Here is a 21,316-nt window from a genome sequence, read left to right on the forward strand (position 1 = left end):
AATTTCCCTGTAGGGCGGGCCTATGCCCGCCCTCAGTTTTGCAAGGCATCTTCTGAAATTTTATCTTTCTCCGGGTGTTAGGTTAACGGTTTTGCTCGTTGGCGCGTATAATGAGGCACCGTAAGTCGTAACAGACCTCGCGGTTGACCCGAGTAATAGGAGAAAGAGATGGCGGTAACGGCACCGGTAATAACGGTTGATGGGCCGAGTGGCGCAGGCAAGGGAACGCTGTGCAAGGCGTTGGCAGAAACATTGCAGTGGAATTTGTTGGACTCGGGCGCGATTTATCGCGTGCTCGCCTTGGCTGCCTTACATCATCAGGTTGATATCGGTTCGGAAGAAGCTTTAGTGCCGCTGGCGTCGCACCTTGACGTGCGTTTCGTTGCTGAAGACGGGCAATTGAATGTGATTCTGGAAGGTGAGGACGTCAGTAACGAAATTCGTAATGAAACGGTCGGTAACACTGCCTCGCAGGCGGCCGCTTTTCCGCGAGTGAGAGAAGCCTTATTGCGTCGGCAGCGTGCGTTTCGCGAAACGCCGGGACTGGTCGCGGACGGCCGCGATATGGGTACGGTGGTGTTCCCCGATGCGCCTGTGAAGATTTTTTTGGATGCGAGTGCGGAAGAACGTGCACAACGACGCATGCTACAGTTGCAGGAAAAAGGCTTTAATGTTAACTTTGAACGTCTTTTGTCCGAGATAAAAGAACGGGATGCGCGAGATCGGAGTCGTCCGGTAGCACCGTTAGTCCCTGCCGCAGACGCGCTGGTGTTGGATTCGACCGATATGTCTATTGATGACGTTATTGCGAAATCGCTCAGTTATGCGCGTGAAATCCTTGCTCAATCACAGAGTTGATTGAGGCGCGGTATAGCATTGTTTTTTTAACCTTGTTGTAAGGATAACAGCAGGGCATGTGAAACAACCCCATCAAGCAGGATGCCAGATGGACGTTAAATTGAAACCCTTAAGATTAACAACATGACTGAATCTTTTGCTCAACTCTTTGAAGAATCGCTGAAAGAAATCGAAACTCGTCCGGGTTCCATCGTTCGCGGAGTTGTCGTTGCTATTGATAAAGATGTCGTACTGGTTGACGCCGGTCTGAAATCTGAATCTGCCATTCCGGTAGATCAATTCAAAAACGCACAAGGCGAACTCGAAATCCAGGTGGGTGACGAAATTGACGTTGCCCTGGACGCGGTAGAAGACGGTTTCGGCGAGACCCTGCTGTCTCGTGAGAAAGCGAAACGCCACGAAGCCTGGCTGATTCTGGAAAAAGCCTACGAAGAAGCTGCGACCGTTACCGGTGTTATCAACGGTAAAGTGAAAGGCGGCTTCACGGTTGAACTGAACGGCATCCGTGCGTTCCTGCCGGGTTCTTTGGTTGACGTTCGCCCGGTTCGCGACACGATGCACCTGGAAGGCAAAGAGCTTGAGTTTAAAGTGATCAAGCTGGATCAGAAACGCAACAACGTTGTCGTTTCCCGCCGTGCCGTTATCGAATCCGAGAACAGCGCTGAGCGCGATCAACTGCTGGAAAACCTGCAAGAAGGCATGGAAGTTAAAGGTATCGTTAAGAACCTCACTGACTACGGTGCATTCGTTGACCTGGGTGGCGTTGATGGTCTGCTGCATATCACTGATATGGCGTGGAAACGCGTTAAGCATCCGAGCGAAATCGTCAATGTTGGCGATGAGATCACCGTGAAAGTGCTGAAGTTCGACCGCGAACGTACTCGTGTGTCCCTGGGTCTGAAACAGCTGGGCGAGGATCCGTGGGTTGCTATCGCTAAGCGCTACCCGGAAAACACCCGTCTGACCGGTCGTGTGACCAACCTGACTGATTACGGCTGCTTCGTAGAAATCGAAGAAGGGGTTGAAGGTCTGGTACACGTATCTGAAATGGATTGGACCAACAAAAACATCCATCCGTCCAAAGTGGTTAACGTGGGCGACGTGGTTGAAGTTATGGTTCTGGATATCGACGAAGAACGTCGTCGTATCTCCCTGGGCCTGAAACAATGCAAATCCAACCCGTGGCAGCTGTTCTCTGAAACCCACAACAAGGGTGACCGCGTAGAAGGTAAGATCAAGTCTATCACTGACTTCGGTATCTTCATCGGTCTGGATGGCGGTATCGATGGTCTGGTACACCTGTCTGACATCTCTTGGAACGTGGCTGGCGAAGAAGCCGTTCGCGAATACAAGAAAGGTGACGAAATCGCCGCTGTTGTTCTGCAAGTTGACGCAGAGCGCGAGCGTATCTCCCTGGGCGTTAAGCAACTGGCGGAAGACCCGTTCAATAACTATCTGTCACTGAACAAAAAAGGTGCGATCGTAACGGGTAAAGTCACTGCTGTTGACGCAAAAGGTGCTACAGTTGAATTAGCAGACGGCGTTGAAGGTTACCTGCGTGCTTCTGAAGCATCTCGTGACCGTGTAGAAGATGCTACGCTGGTTCTGAACGTCGGCGATGAAGTTGAAGCTAAATACACCGGTGTTGATCGTAAAAACCGTGTTGTAAGCCTGTCTGTACGTGCGAAAGACGAAGCGGATGAGAAAGACGCTATCGCTACCGTAAACAACAAACAGGAAGAAGGTAACTTCTCCAGCGCAATGGCTGAAGCGTTCAAAGCAGCTAAAGGAGAGTAATAGGGTGGGGTGAGTCGGCCATGCGGCTGGCTCATTCTGTTACGGTAGTAAGTCAATCGTGGCTATCCAATATTGATATAACCACGCACTTGGAGGAATTATGACCAAGTCTGAACTGATCGAAAGGCTTGCTGGACAGCAATCTTATATCCCGGCCAAGGTGGTTGAGGATGCAGTGAAAGAGATGCTCGAGCAGATGGCGGCAACGCTGGCTGATGGTGATCGCATTGAGATCCGAGGGTTCGGCAGTTTTTCACTTCACTACCGTGCACCACGCGTTGGGCGCAATCCGAAAACCGGTGAAAAGGTGGAGCTGGAAGGTAAATACGTTCCCCACTTCAAACCAGGTAAAGAACTGCGCGATCGTGCAAATATTTATGGCTGATACGCCGAGATAATCTGCACGGAACACCGTGTTATTACTTGCAATAGACTGTAATGTCTAGCTTTTTAGAAAGGCACCTGTAAAAGGGTGCTTTTTTATTGCCCTTGAACCCAACTATCTTGCAATCGTTGTCAATATTGCGAGCTTTCCGCCAAAAGCGCAAAGCGCCGATAAACTCGCCCGTTATGTCAACCTATAACCTTATTAACTCTATGGTTTACTTTGTAAGGGAATAATATGTTGAAAAATATATCGATTCGTACAGGGTTATTAGCGTTGCTCGGGGTGATGGCTGCTCTGTTGTTGCTGGTAAGCGCCACGGGGATCATTGCCATTAATAAAAGTTACGATGCGCTCGTGGTGCTAAATCGTATTCAGGGCGTGGAACTGGGCAATTTGGCGAGCAGTAACACCAATATGCAGCGCGTGCGTGTAGCGGCTTCTTTTGCGATTCGCGCGTTGGAAACGCAGCAGTGGGATGATGCCATGGCGGCGGCGGGCCGTTCCGGGCAATATGCCAGTGCGGCGAAGGACGATCTTGATCGCTTTTTTGCGGCAACCGAGGGCACCGGGCAGGGAAAAATACTGGCTCAGGATATCGCCCAAGCCTATAAAAATTATTACGAAAATGGCATTTTACCGATGCTCGATGCGCTAAAAAGTCGCGACATTGAGCGTTATTACCAATATCAGGTCACCCAACTCAAGCAACTTGGGACCGTTTTTGATAAAGCCAACAAAACCTATTTCGACTATGCCCAGCAGGCCGGGGTCAATCAGCTAACGCAGGCTTCAGAAGGCCGGGTGCATATGCTTTGGCTTATTGGTGCGAGCTGCGCCGCTGTAGTAGTGTTGATTGTGGTGTCATGGTTGATGCTGCGCGCGTTGCTGCTCAAACCTCTCACTAGTGCCATCAACCACCTGGAATTTGTCGCTGCGTGTGATTTAACCCAAACCTTGCCCACATCGGCAAAGAATGAGCTGGGGCGCTTAAACAGCGCATTGCACGATATGCAGCAGTCGTTATCAGATTCAGTGGTGCGTGTGCGGGAAGCCAGCGAGCAGATAGATGTAGGTAGCCGTGAACTGGCGCAAAGCAATGAAGATTTATCACGCCGCACCGAGGAGTCTGCCGCGTTGCTGCAGGAAACCGCGGCCAGTATGGAGCAACTGACGGCTACGGTGCGCAACAACGCGGACAATGCACGCCAGGGACATGCGTTGGCAGAAGATGTGGCGCAAACGGCGCAGCAGGGCAACAAAGTGGTGCAGGAAGTAATGGCGAAAATGCAGGAGATTGCGACCAGCGCCAACAGCATTGGTAATATCCTCGGGGTGATTGACGGCATTGCGTTCCAAACCAACATACTGGCGTTGAACGCAGCGGTGGAAGCCGCGCGTGCAGGTGAACAAGGGCGTGGTTTTGCGGTAGTGGCCAACGAAGTAAGAACGCTTGCACAGCGGAGCGCGCAAGCGTCAAAAGAGATTCATGCGCTGATCGTGGACTCCAACACGCGCGTCAGCTAAGGGTCAACCCTGACGGCTCAGGCCAGTGAAACCATGTCCGCCATTTCAACGCAGATTAGTAACGTTAACGCGTTGATGAAGGAAATCGCGCAGGCATCCCAGGAACAGAGCCACGGTATCGATCAGGTCAATATTGCGGTCACGCAGATGGAAGTGGTTGCACAGCAAAATGCATCGCTGGTAGAGGAAGCGACGATGGCAACCCGCTCGCTGGAGGATCAATCAAGGCAGCTGATTTTGGCTATGGATACCTTTAAAGTGCGGCGTGTACAACCGTTGCCGGGGACCACATTGTCAGCATCGGCACTGCTGACACACGCGCCACTGTAGGTTGTTGCTGAAGAGTAAAAGGGAAATTCCGGGCCAGGCGACCCTGTACATGATTCTGTGTAATTGCCTGATTTTGATATGTTCAATCCAACATCAAAAACAGGTTAATTTATGGACGAAAAACAGTTGCAGGCTCTGGCTAACGAACTGGCCAAAAATCTCAAAACCCCTGACGCTCTCAGCCAATTCGATCGCCTGCTGAAGAAAATCAGCGTTGAGGCTGCTCTCAACGCCGAAATGTCCCACCATCTGGGCTACGATAAAAATCAGCCCAAACCGGGGGCCAACTCCCGCAACGGCTATTCCACAAACACCGTGACCACCGGCGATGGCCCTCTGGCACTACGTACTCCGCGCGATCGTGATGGCTCCTTCGAATCATAACTGGTGAAGAAAAACCAGACCCGGATCACCGGGATGGATAACCAAATCCTGTCCCTGTACGCCAGAGGGATGACCACCCGCGAGATAGCGTCTGCGTTCAACGAGCTGTATGACGCGGATGTCTCACCGGCGCTGGTCTCGAAGGTCACCGACGCCGTGATGGAACAGGTTACTGAATGGCAAAATCGTCCACTGGATGCAGTCTATCCCATTGTTTACCTTGACTGTATCATCCTGAAGGTCCGGCAGGCCAGTCGCGTCATCAATAAATCCGTGTTCCTGGCACTGGGTATCAACATCGAGGGCCAGAAAGAACTGCTGGGTATGTGGCTGGCCGAAAACGAGGGCGCGAAGTTCTGGCTCAATGTGCTGACAGAACTAAAAAACCGCGGCCTGAACGATATCCTCATCGCCTGTGTCGACGGTCTGAAAGGCTTCCCGGACGCCATCAACGCGGTGTATCCGGAAGCCCGCATCCAGCTGTGCATCGTGCACATGGTACGCAACAGCCTGAGGTTCGTCTCTTGGAAGGACTACAAAGCCGTCACACGCGACCTGAAAGCCATCTATCAGGCCGCTACGGAAGAAGCAGGCCAGCAGGCGCTGGAAGCATTCGCCAGCGCATGGGACAGCCGCTATCCACAGATAAGCCGGAGCTGGCAGACGAACTGGAGCAATCTGGCAACGTTCTTCGCTTACCCGGCAGATATCCGCAAAGTCATCTACACAACCAACGCCATCGAGTCGCTGAACAGTGTGATCCGGCATGCGATTAAAAAACGCAAGGTGTTCCCGACTGACGACGCAGTGAAAAAGGTGGTGTGGCTGGCAATCCAGTCGGCCTAACAGAAATGGACGATGCCACTGCGGGACTGGCGTATGGCAATGAGCCGTTTTATTATCGAGTTCGGTGACCGCCTGGACGGTCACTACTGAGAAAGGCATTTACACAGAATCATGTACAGGGTCGGCCAGGCCGCAATTTCCCTTGCAGTGATACTACTATTTGCTATGACGAGCTTTCAGTCGGCCGATAATGGTTGCCAGATCCAGTTCCTGATCCTGCAACAACACCAGCAGGTGATACATCAAATCGGCGGCTTCGTTAGTCAACTCTTCGGTATCGTGTACGGTGGCGGCCAGTGCGGTCTCCAGCCCTTCTTCGCCGACTTTCTGCGCAATGCGTTTGGTGCCACTGGCATACAGTTTTGCGGTATAAGCGCTAGCCGGGTCTGCCTGTTTACGGCTCGCTAACAATTGCTCGAGCTGATGCAAGAATAACCATTCATGCTGTGCCGGGGCAAAACAGCTGCTGGTGCCTTGGTGGCAGGTTGGACCGATGGGGTTCGCCAGTACCAACAGGCTGTCATTATCACAGTCTGGTGTAATGCTCACTACGTTAAGGAAGTGGCCGGAGGATTCTCCCTTGGTCCACAGCCGCTGCTTAGTGCGGGAATAAAAGGTGACCTTGCCGCTCTGTTCAGTCGTTTCCAGCGCTGCCTGATTCATGTACCCCAGCATCAACACTTCACCGGATACCGCATGTTGCACAATGGCGGGGATCATCCCGTCGGTTTTTTCCCAATCAAGTTGGGCCTTCTGTTGTTGGCTTAACACGCTCTAATCTCCACACCTTGTTGCTTAAGGTATTGCTTTAATTCGCCAATATTGATGATTTGCTTATGGAATACTGATGCGGCCAGCGCACCATCCACTTGAGCCTGCTCAAAGGCGTGTAAAAAGTGCTCTGGTGTACCGGCCCCGCCAGAGGCGATCAATGGAACATGGCAGCGTTCACGCACCAATTTCAGCTGTTCCAGATCGTAACCGTTACGTACGCCATCCTGATTCATCATGTTGAGCACAATTTCACCGGCACCACGTTGTTGCACTTCCTGCACCCAATCCAGCGTTTCCCACTGGGTAACACGGGTGCGGCTTTCATCACCGGTATACTGATTCACATGATAACTCCCAGTAACGCTGTCATACCAAGTATCGATACCGACCACGATGCACTGCACTCCATAACGATCGGCAAGGCGAGTGATCAAGGTAGGATCGGCCAGCGCTGGGGAGTTGATTGAAATTTTATCAGCACCGAACGAGAGGATTTGCCCGGCATCTTCGACACTTTTGATGCCACCGGCTACGCAGAAAGGGATATCAATCACTTCTGCCACGCGGGATACCCAGCTTTTGTCGACCACACGTCCGTCAGACGATGCGGTGATATCGTAAAAGACCAGTTCGTCTGCGCCTTCCTGAGCATAACGCTGTGCTAGCGGAACGATATCGCCGATGATTTCATGGTTGCGGAATTGCACCCCTTTTACCACCTGACAGTCACGCACGTCGAGACAGGGAATTATCCGTTTTGCCAGCATGCGATGGCCTCCGTTACATTGAATTTGCCTTCGAGCAACGCTCGTCCGACGATCACTCCTTTCACACCGCTGCCACGCAGATTGGCGATATCCTGCAACCCGCCAATGCCACCAGAAGCCTGGAACGCAATCTGTGGATAGCGTTGGCATACCGCGCGATAGAGTTCTACGTTGGAACCGCTCAGCGTGCCGTCACGGGAAATGTCGGTACACAGCACGTGTTTCAGACCAAATGGTTGATATTCCTCGATGACTTGCTCCAGCGTGACTCCGGAATTTTCCTGCCAGCCACTGATCGCAACCTGCTTGACTCCTGCATTATCAATGTGCACATCCAGCGCCAGTACCAACGCATCAGCACCATAACGTGTAAACCACGCCTGTACCAACTCTGGCTGTTTAACGGCGGTAGAGCCAATCACGACGCGGGTCGCTCCGGCTTCTAGCAGTGCAACGACATCTTGCTCGGTACGGATACCGCCACCCACCTGTACTGGCACACTCACGCCAGCTAACAGGGTTTTCAGTAACGGAATCTGGCGTGCCGCGGGATCTTTTGCGCCGGTCAAATCCACCAGATGTAACACTTCAGCGCCCTGTTGCTGATAGGCTTGTAAACGGGGGAGGGGATCACTGCCATACTGGCGTTGCTGACCATAGTCACCCTGATGAAGACGAACCACCTGTCCGTCGATAAGATCGAGTGCGGGGATAATCATGCTGATTACATCTCCAGAAAGTTTTTCAGCAACTGAGCGCCGGCGGCCCCAGAGCGTTCTGGGTGAAATTGCACGCCGTAGAAGTTGTCCTTCTGCACTGCGGCGGTGAAGGCTTCACCATACTCTGCTTGTGCGATGGTGTTGGCACATACCGGCATGGCATAGCTGTGCACAAAGTAGAAGTAGGCACCTTCATCAATGCCTTGGAACAGACGGTGTCCTGCCTGCGGTGTGACTTGATTCCAGCCCATGTGTGGTAGCGGCAGGCCGCGATCCTGCATTTTTTTTACCGCAGTTGGAATGATATTCAACGTATCAATCCCACCATTTTCATCGCTGGCAGAGCCGAGCAGTTGCATGCCGAGACAGATACCGAGCACCGGTTGGGTGCAGGCCTTGATCAGCGGAATCAAGTCGCGGGCGGTAAGTTGGTCCATGGCGGCCTGTGCGGTGCCGACACCGGGTAGAAACAGTTTGTCGGCGCGTAGCACCACCTCAGGATCGCGGCTCACCACCGGGTCATAGCCCAGTCGACGCACCGCATAGGTGACGGAGGCGAGATTGGCGCAACCAGTGTCGAGAATCACCACGTTCATCACAGCACCCCTTTTGAACTGGGCAGGGTATCACCCTCCACACGAATGGCTTGGCACAGCGTGCGGCCAAACACTTTGAACAGGCTTTCTACGCGATGGTGATCGTTACGGCCTTTGGTTCTCAAATGCAGCGTGCACCCCATGGCATAGGAGAGCGAGCGGAAGAAGTGCTCGACCATTTCCGTGCTTAAATCGCCTACGCGCTGGTAGTTAAATTCGGCTTTATATTCCAAATGTGGACGTCCGGAAATATCCAGCGCGCAGCGTGCCAGACACTCATCCATCGGCAGCACAAAGCCAAAACGACCGATGCCACGCTTGTCGCCCAGCGCTTTGTTAAGTGCTTCGCCCAAAGCGAGACCGGTGTCTTCCACCGTGTGGTGATCGTCGATGTAAAGATCGCCTTTCACATCGATGTTCATACGGAACCCACCGTGGGTGGCAATCTGGTCGAGCATGTGGTCGAAGAAACCGACGCCGGTGTGGATCTTGCTGCCGCCTTCCTGATCCAGCCACACTTCGACATTAATGGCGGTTTCCCGCGTCACGCGATTCACCAGTGCGTGGCGGTTGCGTTGGGTGAGCTTGTCGGTGATGGTCTGCCAGTCAAGTCCATCACGCTGATAGCGTAATCCGGTGATCCCCATGTTTTGTGCCAACTGCACGTCCGTTTCGCGATCGCCAATCACGTAACTGTTGGCGCTGTCCATCGGGTTCTGTTGCAAAAAGGCATCCACCAGCGCGGTTTTAGGTTTGCGACACGCACAGTTATCAGCAGGAAGATGCGGACAAATCAGCACCTCTTCGAATTCAATGCCCTGCGAGGTAAGAATCTGCATCATCAACTGATGCGGCGGATCGAACGTTTCCTGTGGGAAACTGGGTGTGCCAAGCCCGTCTTGATTGGTGATAATCACCAGCTTGAAACCGGCTTTCTGCAAGCTCAGCAGGGAAGGGATGACGGCAGGCTCCAGCGCCAGTTTATCTAAACGGTCAACCTGGAAGTCTTGCGGCGGCTCGGTAATCAGCGTGCCGTCGCGGTCAATAAAAAGAAATTTCTGTCCCATGTCTGCTCCTGAAGATTACTCGTTAGTGCCGGATAAGGCGCGCAGTGCGGCAACCACCTGCTGGCATTCGCCACGGCTGCCGATAGTGATGCGCAGGCATCCGAAAAGGCCGGGCTGTTTGTTCTGATCGCGTAAAATAATGCCCTGATCCCACAGTGTTTTGAAGACATTACTGGCGGCGGCGAAACGTACCAATATATAGTTGCTGGCGCTGTCGAACACCTGTTCCACACAAGGTAACGGTGCCAGCGCGGCCATCAGCCAGGAGCGGTTTTCAGCAATCTCTGCGACGCGTTCACGCATCGTACCGATCCCAGCGTCATCCAGCTCTTGTGCGGCGATATCCGCCACCAGCGTTGAAAGCGGGTAAGGTGCGATGACCTTCAGCAACAGCGCGATCACGGGCTCATTCGCCAGCGTAAAACCGCAACGCAACCCTGCCAGCGCAAACGCTTTGGAAAGGGTACGCAGCACCACCAGATGCGGATAGTCTGCCAGCCAGCCTGCAACCGTGGAACCAGGGTTGAATTCGATATAGGCTTCATCCACCACCACCAACGCTTTGCCCACAGCCAATGCCAACAGCTTGCGCAGATCGTCTGCGTCAAGGACGTTGCCAGTTGGGTTGTTGGGGCTACACACGTAAATCAGTTTTACGTTATTGAGATTGTCTGCAATAGCGGGCAAGTCTAGCTGCCAATCTGCTTTGCTGGGCACCGTGCGGCGTTCAACGCCCAGGGTTTCCGCACTGACGCCATACATGCCGTAGGTGGGAGGGCAATAAAGCACGGCATCTTGCCCCGGTTCGCAAAAAGCACGGATTAGCAGTTCGATCCCTTCGTCTGCGCCGCGACTGACCAGTACCTGTTCCGGCTTCACTCCTGCGTAGGTAGCATAGCGCTCAATGACAATAGGTGGCTGGCATTCAGGATAACGGTTCAATGTCTGTGCGGTGAGCTGAAATTCAGGTGCCTGGAAATATTCGTTGGCATTGAGCCACACATCACCTTTGCCGCCCAGACGGCGTGCCGACTGATACGGCGTAAGAGTGCGTACATTAGCACGTGCCAATTGTTCAATGCTCATTGGGACTCCTTCTCTTTCAGGGCAGCGACGCGCAGTGTGACGGCATTCTTGTGGGCGACCAGTTGTTCCGCCTGAGCCAACACCTCAATGGTAGGCGCCAGACGCAGAAAACCTTGCGCAGTTAACTGTTGAACGGTCATCCGTTTCTGGAAATCCGCCAGCCCAAGACTGGAGTAGGTGGCGGTATAGCCATAGGTCGGCAGTACGTGGTTGGTGCCAGAGGCGTAATCCCCTGCGGATTCCGGTGACCAGTCACCAAGGAACACAGAGCCTGCGCTAGTGATGCGTGCAACCAGCGCTTCGGGGTCGCGGGTTTGAATGATCAAGTGCTCAGGGCCGTACTGATTGCTGATGTCAATGCACTGTGCTAAATCGCGCGCCACAATGGCGCGGCTGCTGTCCAGCGCCTGACGCGCGATCTCTGCACGCGGCAACTGGGCTAACTGCTGTTGCACTGCCTGCGCGACGGCGCGGGCCAATGCGGCATCCGGCGTGACCAGAATCACTTGGGAGTCCGGGCCGTGCTCTGCCTGCGATAACAGATCGGAGGCCACAAACGCTGGGGTTGCGCCGCTGTCGGCGATCACCAACACTTCGGAAGGACCAGCAGGCATATCGATAGCCGCGCCGTCCAGACGCTGGCTCACCTGACGCTTGGCTTCGGTCACATAAGCATTGCCAGGGCCAAAAATCTTGGCGACGCGGGGAACGCTCTCGGTGCCAAACGCCATCGCAGCGATGGCCTGTGCCCCACCCAGTTGGAATACTTCCTGTACACCGCTCAGTTGGGCGGCATACAGAATTTCATCGGCAATCGGCGGTGGCGAACAGAGAATCACACGGCGACATCCGGCAATGTGCGCCGGGGTTGCCAGCATCAGCACCGTGGAGAACAGCGGTGCGGAGCCACCGGGAATATACAGGCCGACGCTATCAATAGGGCGTGTTACTTGTTGGCAGCGCACGCCCGGTTGGGTTTCCACATCGACGGGCGGTAAACGCTGCGCGTTGTGGAAGGTCTCAATATTACTGACGGCGATTGCCATTGCCTGTTTGATATCCGTGCCCAGTCGCGCGGCAGCGGCAGAAATTTGCTCCGGCGTAACGCGAATGCTCTCCACGTCAACCTTGTCAAACTGGGCGCTCAACGCACGCAGTGCGCCGTCACCTTCGGCTTTTACCCGATCGAGAATCTCGTTCACGCTGCGAGTAATGCGATCGGAGGCCGAAATGGCAGGGCGTGTCAGCAACTGCTGGCGCTCTTGTTCAGTGCACTGTTCCCATTCAATAAGCGTATCGAAATTGCGGCTGGTCATGGCGGTTACTCCATCATTTTCTCGATAGGCAGCACCAGAATGGAACTGGCGCCCAGCGTCTTGAGCCGTTCCATCGTTTCCCAGAACAGGGTTTCGCTACTGACCATGTGCATGGCAACGCGACTTTGATCGCCCGCCAGCGGCAGGATAGTCGGACGTTCTGCGCCAGGCAGCAGGGCAATCACTTCATCAAGACGCTCACTTGGGGCGTGCAGCATGATGTATTTCGATTCGCGCGCCTGAATGACGCCTTGCATACGGGTCAGCAGTTTATCGATCAACTGCTGTTTCTCGGCGGGCATCTCGCCGTCACGTTGAATCAGGCAGGCTTTGGAGCGGTAGATAACGTCGACTTCGCGCAGGCCGTTTGCTTCCAGCGTGGCACCGGTAGACACCAGATCGCAAATGGCATCGGCCAACCCGGCGCGCGGCGCGACTTCCACTGAACCGTTTAACAGGCAGGATTTAAAATTGATCCCTTGTTTGTCGAAGTATTTTTTCAGCAGGTGCGGGTAAGAGGTGGCGATACGTTTGTTATCAAGGCACTGTGGGCCGGTATAGTCTTCATCCAGCGGCATGGCCAGTGACAGGCGGCAAGCGCCAAAATCGAGGCGACGCAGCATAAAATAACGCGGGTCTTCCCCCTGCGCCCGGCGGTTGAGCAACTCTTCTTCCAGCACGTTTTCACCGATGATGCCCAGATCGACCACACCGTCCATAACCAGACCAGGGATATCGTCATCACGCACACGCAGGATATCGATAGGCATATTTTCTGCAAACGCGATTAAACGCTGCTGCTGTAAATTAATTTTAATACCGCAGCGCGCCAGCAATTCCCGGGAATCATCGCTCAGTCTGCCTGATTTTTGCATTGCAATGCGTAAACGTGTTTTATCCAGCATGGAAACCTCTTTTACCTGTCAAAATGGATGCGCTGCTAACCACCACTTTTTGTTCATCATTGGGCCATAAAAAAAACCTCGGAAGATGATCTTCCGAGGGCTCTCTTTAGGTTCTGCGCCACTGGAAGATCCGAACGTCTTCCAGCACCAACTGCCTGAAAGACTAATCAGGATGATGGTGATTTGATAGAACGCGTAACATAAAAAATTCTCTTAAATAAACAGCACTAATTGCATTGCCAATAAACCTAAACCATCTCACTGTCGTTGTGCAACCTTTTTTTGTTACGCGCAGCGTCGCGCCATTTATTTACGGAAAAAGCACAAGCGAATTTTGTAACTGCAATGATAAATAGTCACATTATCGTCGGCGGTTAACGGATTAAATAGGATAATCTGCCAGTGAATGGTGCGGGTTAGAACGATGCTAGGGTTTTACGCAACGCTGCATTTTTCCTGGTCGCGCCGTGGGCAGAGTAAGCGAAAAGTTGTCTTGTCGGATACGAGGCGGCAATTCGAGAGTAGAAAGAAAGTAACCTCAGACAGCCGGGAGTGATGTCGATGAAAAAGGTGTCAATCGTAGGATTAGGGTGGCTAGGCATGCCGTTAGCGTTAGCGCTCAATGCGCGTGGCTACCGGGTAACGGGGACCAAAACCACGGCTGACGGTGTGGAAGCGGCGCGCATGAGTGGGATTGCCTGCTATGCGTTGCACTTAACGCCTGAGTTGGTGTGTGATACCGACGATCTCGACAGCGTATTGAATGTTGATGCTTTAGTGATCACGCTCCCCGCCAGCCGCACGGCGCAGGGGGGGGAGAACTATCTGCTGGCCGTTCAACAATTGGTGAACAGTGCGTTGGCGCACGGCGTTCCGCGCATCCTGTTTACCAGTTCGACTTCGGTGTATGGAAAAGGCGCAGGGACGATGCGTGAGTCCTCTGCGTTGCATCCGGAAACGGCAGCGGGATATGTTCTGGTACAGTTAGAGCAATGGTTGCACGCCTTGCCCAATACCTCAGTGGATATTCTACGACTGGCTGGACTGGTGGGACCCAATCGACACCCCGGACGCTTTTTATCGGGGAAAACCAATCTTCCCGATGGGGATGTCGGCGTTAACCTTGTGCATCGCGATGACGTGATTGCTGCGATTGAGCTCTTGTTACAACTGCCTGCGGGTGGCCATCGCTATAATCTCTGCGCGCCACAGCATCCCAGCAAGCGTGCGTTTTACATTGAACAGGCGCATCGTCTCGGCGTTGTGCCTCCGCAATTTAACGCCGAGAGTGAGCAAAGCGGGCGAATCATTGACGGGCAGCGTATCTGCCGTGAACTGGGGTTTGAGTACCAATACCCCGATCCCATGACCATGCCCTGGTAAGTGATTCCATCATGCCTCTGTTGACTGCCGCGGTGTTTACCCGCGGCAGTCAAGTCAGCGTCGGAAGTGGGTCCAATCCTGCGCATTGCCTGCAACCGGCGCTTTTGCTGGCAGAGCCTGGGTTGCCGGACGCGCCAGCCGCGACGGTGGCGCCGTTTGCGTATCGCCAAGCCGGAAGGTTGCCATCAGTTGCGTCAACACAATAGCTTGTTCTTCCAACGTGTTAGCACTGGAGGACGACGCGCTAACCAGCGTGGCATTTTGCTGCGTGGTGCTGTCCAGTTTCGTAATGGCGCGTGAGATCTGTTCAATGCCACGGCTCTGCTCTTCCGAGGCTGACGAAATCTCTTCCATTATGTCGTTTACCCGAGCGACCGAATTGACGATGCTCTCCATGGATTGTCCGGCCTCCGCCACCAACTGACTGCCCACGCCGGTGCGCTCCAGGGATTCATTGATTAACGCGGCAATATCCTTGGCAGCCTGGGAGCTCGGTTACGAAAGGGCTCGCACTTCACCCGCCACTACGGCAAAGCCGCGTCCTTGCTCGCCAGCGCGTGCCGCTTCGACCGCGGCGTTAAGCGCCAGAATATTGGTCTGGAACGCGATGTCGTTAATCACAGTCGTGATATCGGCAATCTTTTTGGCACTGGCGGCGATATCATCCATGGTAGTGACAACGTTGCGCACCACCTCTCCGCCTTTCTGTGCATTTTGCGCGGCTTCGGAGGCTATTTGGCTGGCATGCCGCGCGTTATCGGTGTTGTTTTTTACCGTTGACGTCAATTGTTCCATGCTGGCGGCGGTTTCGACCACAGCGGCCGATTGTTGTTCGGTGCGCGAAGCCAGATCGCTATTGCCTGCGGCAATCTCTGCCGCAGAAGATGATACCCGGCCAACGCTGTCGCGCACATCGGCAATCACGTGATGTAATCGGTTATTCATTTGCGCCATGGCCTCCGTGAGTCTACCCAGTTCATCATTGCTGTCGGACTGGATGGTGGCGGTCAAATCACCGCTGGCGATCCGTTCCGCCAGCGCCAGGTTGCGCTGCACTGGGCGTGAAATCTGGCGCACGATATAAAAGGTGATCAACATACCGATCAACACGGCAATCGCGCCTATCACCAGCGTGATATAGGCAGAACCGTAGGCCAGTCGGTCGTTTTGATCTTTGATAGAGGCAATCAGCGATTTAATCACCGCACTGCTTTTGTCTCCACCCACTTTTACTGCGTTTTCAGTTTTCTTCAACGTCGCCATTGCGCTGTGGTGCTCCTGATGCAGCGTAACGTAGCGCTGCGTATAGCGCCAAAGCTCATCGAGCAGTCCATGCGTCTCTGCGGGAAGCGTCGGCAGCACCGCCTGATAAGCGTGCTGTGCGGCCTGATAACGGGTATCCAGTGCCTTTGCCGCGTCGTCGGTGTCGCTTTGATACAGCACGCTGGCTAACTGCTTGAGTGCCGCGCTCAGGTAGGCGATATCATCTGCCCGTTGGTACTCTGACAGCCCTAATGGCTGCGCAACAATGCCGTCGCGAAAACGCTGAATGGCGTCCTGACCGTCCAGTTCGGCAATCTGTTTTTTTAAGGCCACGGTATTCTGAGACGCCAGGGCCATCTCTTTTATCGCCTGTTGGAAATCGGCCAGGATACGTTCCAGCGCTTGCAGATCGTTCTGCTCTTCAGGGCGCCAGGGCAGTGAATGCGCGCTTTGCGTCAGTTCGGCGGCATGTTTTATGAAATTGCTTAGCACGGTCTGGGTGGCATCATCGGGGGTATAAAAATACTTGAGTCGATTGATTTTTGCTTGATGTAGCCCCCTGTAACACCAGACAGTAGCTGTATCTCCAGATAAGAGATAGGCTTAGATATATGTCTAACGATCATGCTAATTTTGAAATGACCGGGATCCTGTTAGGGCAAGAAGTCCGTAAGCGTAAAACTCCGCAAGAGAAAATCGCCATCATTCAGCAGACAATGGAGCCGGGGATGAACGTCTCCCATGTAGCCCGCCCGCATTGCATCCAGCCCAGCCTTTTGTTTAAGTGGAAGAAGCAATACCAGGAAGGAAGCCTCACCGCCGTTGCGGCCGGAGAAGAAGTGGTTCCAGCTTCGGCGCTGGCGACTGCCCTCAAGCCATATCGTTATACACATCTTTTGGCCATTTTTTGAACAGGATGCTCAGAACCCCGTGAATTAAGGCATTCAAGCCATCCCATTGGCTTTTTGAGGTTCAAAATGCCACTCTGAGATAAACCCGTAACTCATTGATTAAACAGTGCGTTAGAACGATGTGTATAACGATATGCCCTCAAGCAGGTCCGGGAGCTACAGCGCCTTCTGGGTAAGAAGAAGATGGAAGTTGAGATCCTCAAAGAAGCAGTGGAGTACTGCCAGTCGCGAAAATGGATAGCGCACGCGCCCTTGTTGCCAAAGGACGGGGAATAGCTCTGGTCAGCCGCGCCATGAGCGTGTCGCGTGCGCAGCTGTCACTGCGGGTTAACCGTTCTGCCGACTGGCTGGACAGGCGCAGCAACCGGCGTAATGACGAAGCTGATGCTGAGATATTATCGGACATCCTCCGTATCATCAGCGACATGCCCAGTTACGGTTACCGCCGAGTGTGGGGTATCCTGGGTAAGCAACGTCGTGCAGAGGGACTTCCACCGGTGAACGCCAAACGGCTTTACAGGATAATGAGCGAGCATAACCTGCTGTTGTTGCATGATAAAACTGAACGTCCGAAGCGGGAGCATAAAGGCAAAATCGCGGTAGCAGAGAGCGATATGCGCTGGTGCTCAGATGGCTTCGAGTTCGGTTGTGACAACGGCGAGAAGCTGCGGGTGACGTTCGCACTGGACTGCTGCGACCGGGAGGCCATAGACTGGGCAGCGAGCACCAGGGGTTATGACAGTTCAACCGTGCAGGATGTGATGCTGAGGTCGGTGGAAAAACGCTTCGGTAGCGCGCTGCCGGATAAACCAGTGCAATGGCTGACGGATAATGGTTCAGCGTACACAGCGCATGAAACGCGGAAGTTCGCCAGAGAACTGAATCTGGAGCCCTGCACAACAGCAGTGAGCCGTCCACAGAGTAACGGCATGGCAGAACGGTTCGTGAAGACGATGAAGGAAGATTACATCGCCTTCATGCCAAAACCCGATGTGCGAACAGCGCTGAAGAACCTTGCAGCGGCGTTCAATCATTACAATGAAAACCATCCGCACAGTGCGCTGGGATACAACTCCCCAAGAGAATATCGGCGCCAGCGGGCATCGTTAACTTAAGATACAAAAGCTGTCCGGAGATGGTGGGTCAAGATCAGACGGGTTGATAAGGATCATCGACCCGATTTACTCAAAAATAAATGGCAGCTTATCTGGCACGATTATAAAGTTGGTGTGATCCCGCTACCGCTATTTATTCTGGCTGGTGGATTAGGCTGTGTCCCTTAATTACATAACCTCTGGTAAAACAGGCGGATGCAGCCCAGTTTCAACATTGCCAGATAATTCCTCGCCGTTTTGTCGTAACGTGTCGCAATGCGACGGTATTCTTTCAGACGGCCAAAGCACCGCTCAACAACGTTCCGATTGCGGTAGGCGTCACGATCGAGCTTTGAACGACCATCCACCGCCATTTTTTCAGTGGATTTTCGGGGGATGACAGTTTTTATACCTCTGTTTTTCAGCTCGTTACGTAATACATGCCCGGAGTACGCCTTGTCAGCCAGCACCGCATGACCACGGCGTTTCATACTGCCGTTCTGGCGTTGAACACCAATACCTTCCAAAAGACGTAGTGCAAACTGACTTTCATGAGCCTGACCGGGGCTCAACACGATGTTTAACGGAAGACCACTTCCGTCTGTAGCCATATGGATTTTGGTGCCAAAACCACCTCAAGAGCGACCCAGCCCATTATCTCCGGTGATATCGGGATGTTTTTTTGAGCACCGGCAGCACATTTCAGCGCCCTGATATTGCTACCATCCAGCGCAGTCGCTGACCAGTCCACGAGGCCATGGGCATCAAGTGATGAAAGTAACTTATTAAAAATAATGTTAATGACTCCCGATTTTGACCATCGGTTAAAGCGGTTATAAACGGTTTTCCATGGGCCGTATCGCTCAGGTAAATCACGCCATGGGGCACCAGAGCAGAGCCCCCAGAACATGCCATTGATAATCATGCGATGCTCAGCCCATGGGCGTCCGGCCTGTGGTGTTGCTGGTTCAGCAGGGAGTAAGGGCTGGATGATAGCCCATGCTTCATCGGGAAGGTCGTAGCGAGCCATAGTTTAAAATGATGTAGAAACAAACAGTTAGTATAACTCATGGGATTAAGGGACACAGCCTAGTAGCCCTGAATTGCGTCAACGATACCTTATCAAGTGATATTGTCGTGATGGTTGTGACCCTGGCATTTTTCGGGTTCGCTTGTGGCGAATTTGGCCGCCGTTTACCGCTGGTAGGCAAAATGGGGGCCGCTGCCATTTGCGCCACCTTTATTCCCTCAGCCTTGGTTTATTACGGACTGTTACCACAGGCGGTGGTGGCATCAGTCAGTACCTTTTATCACGACAGCAATATTCTGTATCTCTACATATGCTGCATCATTGTGGGCAGTACACTCAGTATGAACCGTAATACCTTGATTCAAGGATTCTTACGCATCTTTATTCCCATGTTATGCGGTGAAGTGGTTGGCATGCAAACGGGGATGGCGGTGGGCATCGCTCTGGGGATGGATCCGTTTCATCTGTTTTTCTTTTTAGGCTGTGTCCCTTAATCCCATGAGTTATACTAACTGTTTGTTTCTACATCATTTTAAACTATGGCTCGCTACGACCTTCCCGATGAAGCATGGGCTATCATCCAGCCCTTACTCCCTGCTGAACCAGCAACACCACAGGCCGGACGCCCATGGGCTGAGCATCGCATGATTATCAATGGCATGTTCTGGGGGCTCTGCTCTGGTGCCCCATGGCGTGATTTACCTGAGCGATACGGCCCATGGAAAACCGTTTATAACCGCTTTAACCGATGGTCAAAATCGGGAGTCATTAACATTATTTTTAATAAGTTACTTTCATCACTTGATGCCCATGGCCTCGTGGACTGGTCAGCGACTGCGCTGGATGGTAGCAATATCAGGGCGCTGAAATGTGCTGCCGGTGCTCAAAAAAACATCCCGATATCACCGGAGATAATGGGCTGGGTCGCTCTTGAGGTGGTTTTGGCACCAAAATCCATATGGCTACAGACGGAAGTGGTCTTCCGTTAAACATCGTGTTGAGCCCCGGTCAGGCTCATGAAAGTCAGTTTGCACTACGTCTTTTGGAAGGTATTGGTGTTCAACGCCAGAACGGCAGTATGAAACGCCGTGGTCATGCGGTGCTGGCTGACAAGGCGTACTCCGGGCATGTATTACGTAACGAGCTGAAAAACAGAGGTATAAAAACTGTCATCCCCCGAAAATCCACTGAAAAAATGGCGGTGGATGGTCGTTCAAAGCTCGATCGTGACGCCTACCGCAATCGGAACGTTGTTGAGCGGTGCTTTGGCCGTCTGAAAGAATACCGTCGCATTGCGACACGTTACGACAAAACGGCGAGGAATTATCTGGCAATGTTGAAACTGGGCTGCATCCGCCTGTTTTACCAGAGGTTATGTAATTAAGGGACACAGCCTAGTGTTACCCATTATGGCGGGGGGGATTGGCGAAGGGGCGATTCCGCTTTCAATTGGCTACGCGCTGCTGCTGAATCAGGATCAGGCCGAAGCACTGGGTCATATGTTGCCCATCGTGATGCTGGGGAGCCTCACCGCCATTATCCTGGCGGGAATATTGAATCAACTTGGCAAGCGCTTTCCACATCTGACCGGAGAGGGGGCGTTGATGTCTGACAACATGTACCTCAGCAACAGCACGCCCGCCTTGTCTGCGCACCCCGGTGCGGGCTGCGCGAAGCCCGAATTAGCGTCTATAGCTGCGGGAGCGCTACTCGCCATGCTGCTCTACATGGTGGGGGTGGAAATATTCCGAGTCTGCGGGTTGCCCACTCCGGTTGGTATGCTGTTTCTGGCGATCGCGCTGAAACTGATAAACGGGATTTCACCCTCACTGCTGGCAGGCTCGCAGGTGGTGTATAAATTCTTTCAGACGGCGGTGACCTATCCGATTCTGTTTGCGGTAGGGGTTGCGATGACATCCTGGCAAGCGTTGGAAGAGGCCCTGACATTAGCGAATCTGCTGGTGATTGTTTCCACCGTGCTGTCATTGGTGATTACTGGCTTTCTGGTGGGCAAAAAGATTGGCATGCATCCTATCGATGTTGCCATTATTTCTTGTTGTCAGAGTGGGCAGGGAGGAACGGGAGATGTCGCCATTTTGAGTGCGGGAGAGCGGATGGCATTAATGCCTTTCGCACAAGTCGCTACCCGCGTTGGCGGTGCATTGAGCGTGTCATTGGCGCTTGTGTTGCTGAATACCATGTTGGTCTGAATGCCTGATACGTATTGGCTTGACGCCAGGCCTCTCCACACCGTAACGTTAAGAGGTTCAGCATCATG

General features: G+C 53.2%; 12 protein-coding genes, 9 pseudogenes and 1 other annotated feature. Of the genes and pseudogenes, 11 read left to right on the plus strand and 10 right to left on the minus strand.

The features are described 5' to 3' along the window. Positions 1-168 precede the first annotated feature (168 nt). The 5 genes and pseudogenes from cmk (at position 169) to ACWWJF_RS19605 (ending at position 6,217) form a co-directional block, all read left to right on the plus strand. Positions 169-858, plus strand: coding sequence for a (d)CMP kinase (gene cmk, locus ACWWJF_RS19585; protein WP_455870363.1), 690 nt, complete (start codon positions 169-171; stop codon positions 856-858). Between the two features lie 123 nt (positions 859-981). Then, positions 982-2,655, plus strand: coding sequence for a 30S ribosomal protein S1 (gene rpsA / locus ACWWJF_RS19590; protein WP_455870364.1), 1,674 nt, complete (start codon positions 982-984; stop codon positions 2,653-2,655). A 100-nt stretch (positions 2,656-2,755) separates the two neighbouring features. Further along, entirely contained in the window at positions 2,756-3,040 is a 285-nt protein-coding gene (gene ihfB / locus ACWWJF_RS19595) for an integration host factor subunit beta (RefSeq protein WP_455870365.1), read from the plus strand. Between the two features lie 237 nt (positions 3,041-3,277). After that, a pseudogene (locus ACWWJF_RS19600) lies at positions 3,278-4,897 on the plus strand (methyl-accepting chemotaxis protein). Between the two features lie 111 nt (positions 4,898-5,008). Then, a pseudogene (locus tag ACWWJF_RS19605) lies at positions 5,009-6,217 on the plus strand (IS256 family transposase). Between the two features lie 66 nt (positions 6,218-6,283). Here ACWWJF_RS19605 and hisIE read toward each other — a convergent pair. From hisIE to hisG, 8 genes are read right to left on the minus strand one after another with little or no spacing between them, the layout of a single operon-like run. Further along, positions 6,284-6,898 carry a bifunctional phosphoribosyl-AMP cyclohydrolase/phosphoribosyl-ATP diphosphatase HisIE gene (gene hisIE / locus ACWWJF_RS19610; RefSeq protein ID WP_455870366.1) on the minus strand — a complete coding sequence of 205 codons (615 nt, stop codon included), beginning with the start codon at positions 6,896-6,898 and terminating at the stop codon, positions 6,284-6,286. Beyond that, positions 6,892-7,668, minus strand: coding sequence for an imidazole glycerol phosphate synthase subunit HisF (gene hisF, locus ACWWJF_RS19615; RefSeq protein WP_455870367.1), 777 nt, complete (start codon positions 7,666-7,668; stop codon positions 6,892-6,894). The genes hisIE and hisF overlap by 7 nt, the downstream gene beginning before the upstream one ends. Then, positions 7,650-8,387, minus strand: a complete 738-nt coding sequence (hisA, locus tag ACWWJF_RS19620) for a 1-(5-phosphoribosyl)-5-[(5-phosphoribosylamino)methylideneamino]imidazole-4-carboxamide isomerase (protein WP_455870368.1) — start codon at positions 8,385-8,387, stop codon at positions 7,650-7,652. The genes hisF and hisA overlap by 19 nt, the downstream gene beginning before the upstream one ends. 5 nt (positions 8,388-8,392) lie before the next feature. Further along, positions 8,393-8,983, minus strand: coding sequence for an imidazole glycerol phosphate synthase subunit HisH (gene hisH, locus ACWWJF_RS19625; RefSeq protein WP_455870369.1), 591 nt, complete (start codon positions 8,981-8,983; stop codon positions 8,393-8,395). After that, the gene (gene hisB, locus ACWWJF_RS19630; RefSeq protein WP_455870370.1) at positions 8,983-10,050 is read right to left on the minus strand and encodes a bifunctional histidinol-phosphatase/imidazoleglycerol-phosphate dehydratase HisB; all 1,068 of its coding nucleotides are present in this window, start codon (positions 10,048-10,050) and stop codon (positions 8,983-8,985) included. The genes hisH and hisB overlap by 1 nt, the downstream gene beginning before the upstream one ends. A gap of 15 nt (positions 10,051-10,065) precedes the next feature. Beyond that, positions 10,066-11,136 carry a histidinol-phosphate transaminase gene (gene hisC / locus ACWWJF_RS19635; protein ID WP_455870371.1) on the minus strand — a complete coding sequence of 357 codons (1,071 nt, stop codon included), beginning with the start codon at positions 11,134-11,136 and terminating at the stop codon, positions 10,066-10,068. Beyond that, on the minus strand, positions 11,133-12,452 hold the full coding sequence (hisD, locus tag ACWWJF_RS19640; RefSeq protein ID WP_455870372.1) for a histidinol dehydrogenase: 1,320 nt from the start codon (positions 12,450-12,452) through the stop codon (positions 11,133-11,135). The genes hisC and hisD overlap by 4 nt, the downstream gene beginning before the upstream one ends. A 5-nt stretch (positions 12,453-12,457) precedes the next feature. After that, the gene (gene hisG / locus ACWWJF_RS19645) at positions 12,458-13,357 is read right to left on the minus strand and encodes an ATP phosphoribosyltransferase (RefSeq protein WP_455870373.1); all 900 of its coding nucleotides are present in this window, start codon (positions 13,355-13,357) and stop codon (positions 12,458-12,460) included. Positions 13,358-13,423: 66 nt separating this feature from the next. Further along, positions 13,424-13,545, minus strand: a sequence feature (His leader region). A 373-nt stretch (positions 13,546-13,918) separates the two neighbouring features. On the opposite strand from hisG, the gene ACWWJF_RS19650 reads away from it, so the two are divergent. Further along, positions 13,919-14,740, plus strand: a complete 822-nt coding sequence (locus tag ACWWJF_RS19650; RefSeq protein WP_455870374.1) for an SDR family oxidoreductase — start codon at positions 13,919-13,921, stop codon at positions 14,738-14,740. A 54-nt stretch (positions 14,741-14,794) separates the two neighbouring features. Here the strand turns inward: ACWWJF_RS19650 and ACWWJF_RS19655 are convergent. Further along, a pseudogene (locus ACWWJF_RS19655) lies at positions 14,795-15,964 on the minus strand (methyl-accepting chemotaxis protein); the annotation flags it as partial. A gap of 677 nt (positions 15,965-16,641) precedes the next feature. On the opposite strand from ACWWJF_RS19655, the pseudogene ACWWJF_RS19660 reads away from it, so the two are divergent. Both ACWWJF_RS19660 and ACWWJF_RS19665 read left to right on the plus strand, forming a co-directional pair. Further along, a pseudogene (locus ACWWJF_RS19660) lies at positions 16,642-16,869 on the plus strand (transposase); the annotation flags it as partial. A 180-nt stretch (positions 16,870-17,049) separates the two neighbouring features. Further along, a pseudogene (locus ACWWJF_RS19665) lies at positions 17,050-18,029 on the plus strand (IS3 family transposase); the annotation flags it as partial. 164 nt (positions 18,030-18,193) lie between these two features. Here ACWWJF_RS19665 and ACWWJF_RS19670 read toward each other — a convergent pair. Then, positions 18,194-19,038 (minus strand): annotated as a pseudogene (locus ACWWJF_RS19670) (IS5 family transposase). 32 nt (positions 19,039-19,070) lie between these two features. Between ACWWJF_RS19670 and ACWWJF_RS19675 the strand changes: the two are divergent. The 3 pseudogenes from ACWWJF_RS19675 to ACWWJF_RS19685 all read left to right on the plus strand — a co-directional run. Beyond that, positions 19,071-19,517 (plus strand): annotated as a pseudogene (locus tag ACWWJF_RS19675) (2-hydroxycarboxylate transporter family protein); the annotation flags it as partial. 60 nt (positions 19,518-19,577) lie between these two features. Further along, positions 19,578-20,422 (plus strand): annotated as a pseudogene (locus ACWWJF_RS19680) (IS5 family transposase). Positions 20,423-20,432: 10 nt separating this feature from the next. Beyond that, a pseudogene (locus ACWWJF_RS19685) lies at positions 20,433-21,248 on the plus strand (2-hydroxycarboxylate transporter family protein); the annotation flags it as partial. Positions 21,249-21,316 lie beyond the last annotated feature (68 nt).

Source organism: Symbiopectobacterium sp. Eva_TO (genome assembly GCF_053848865.1).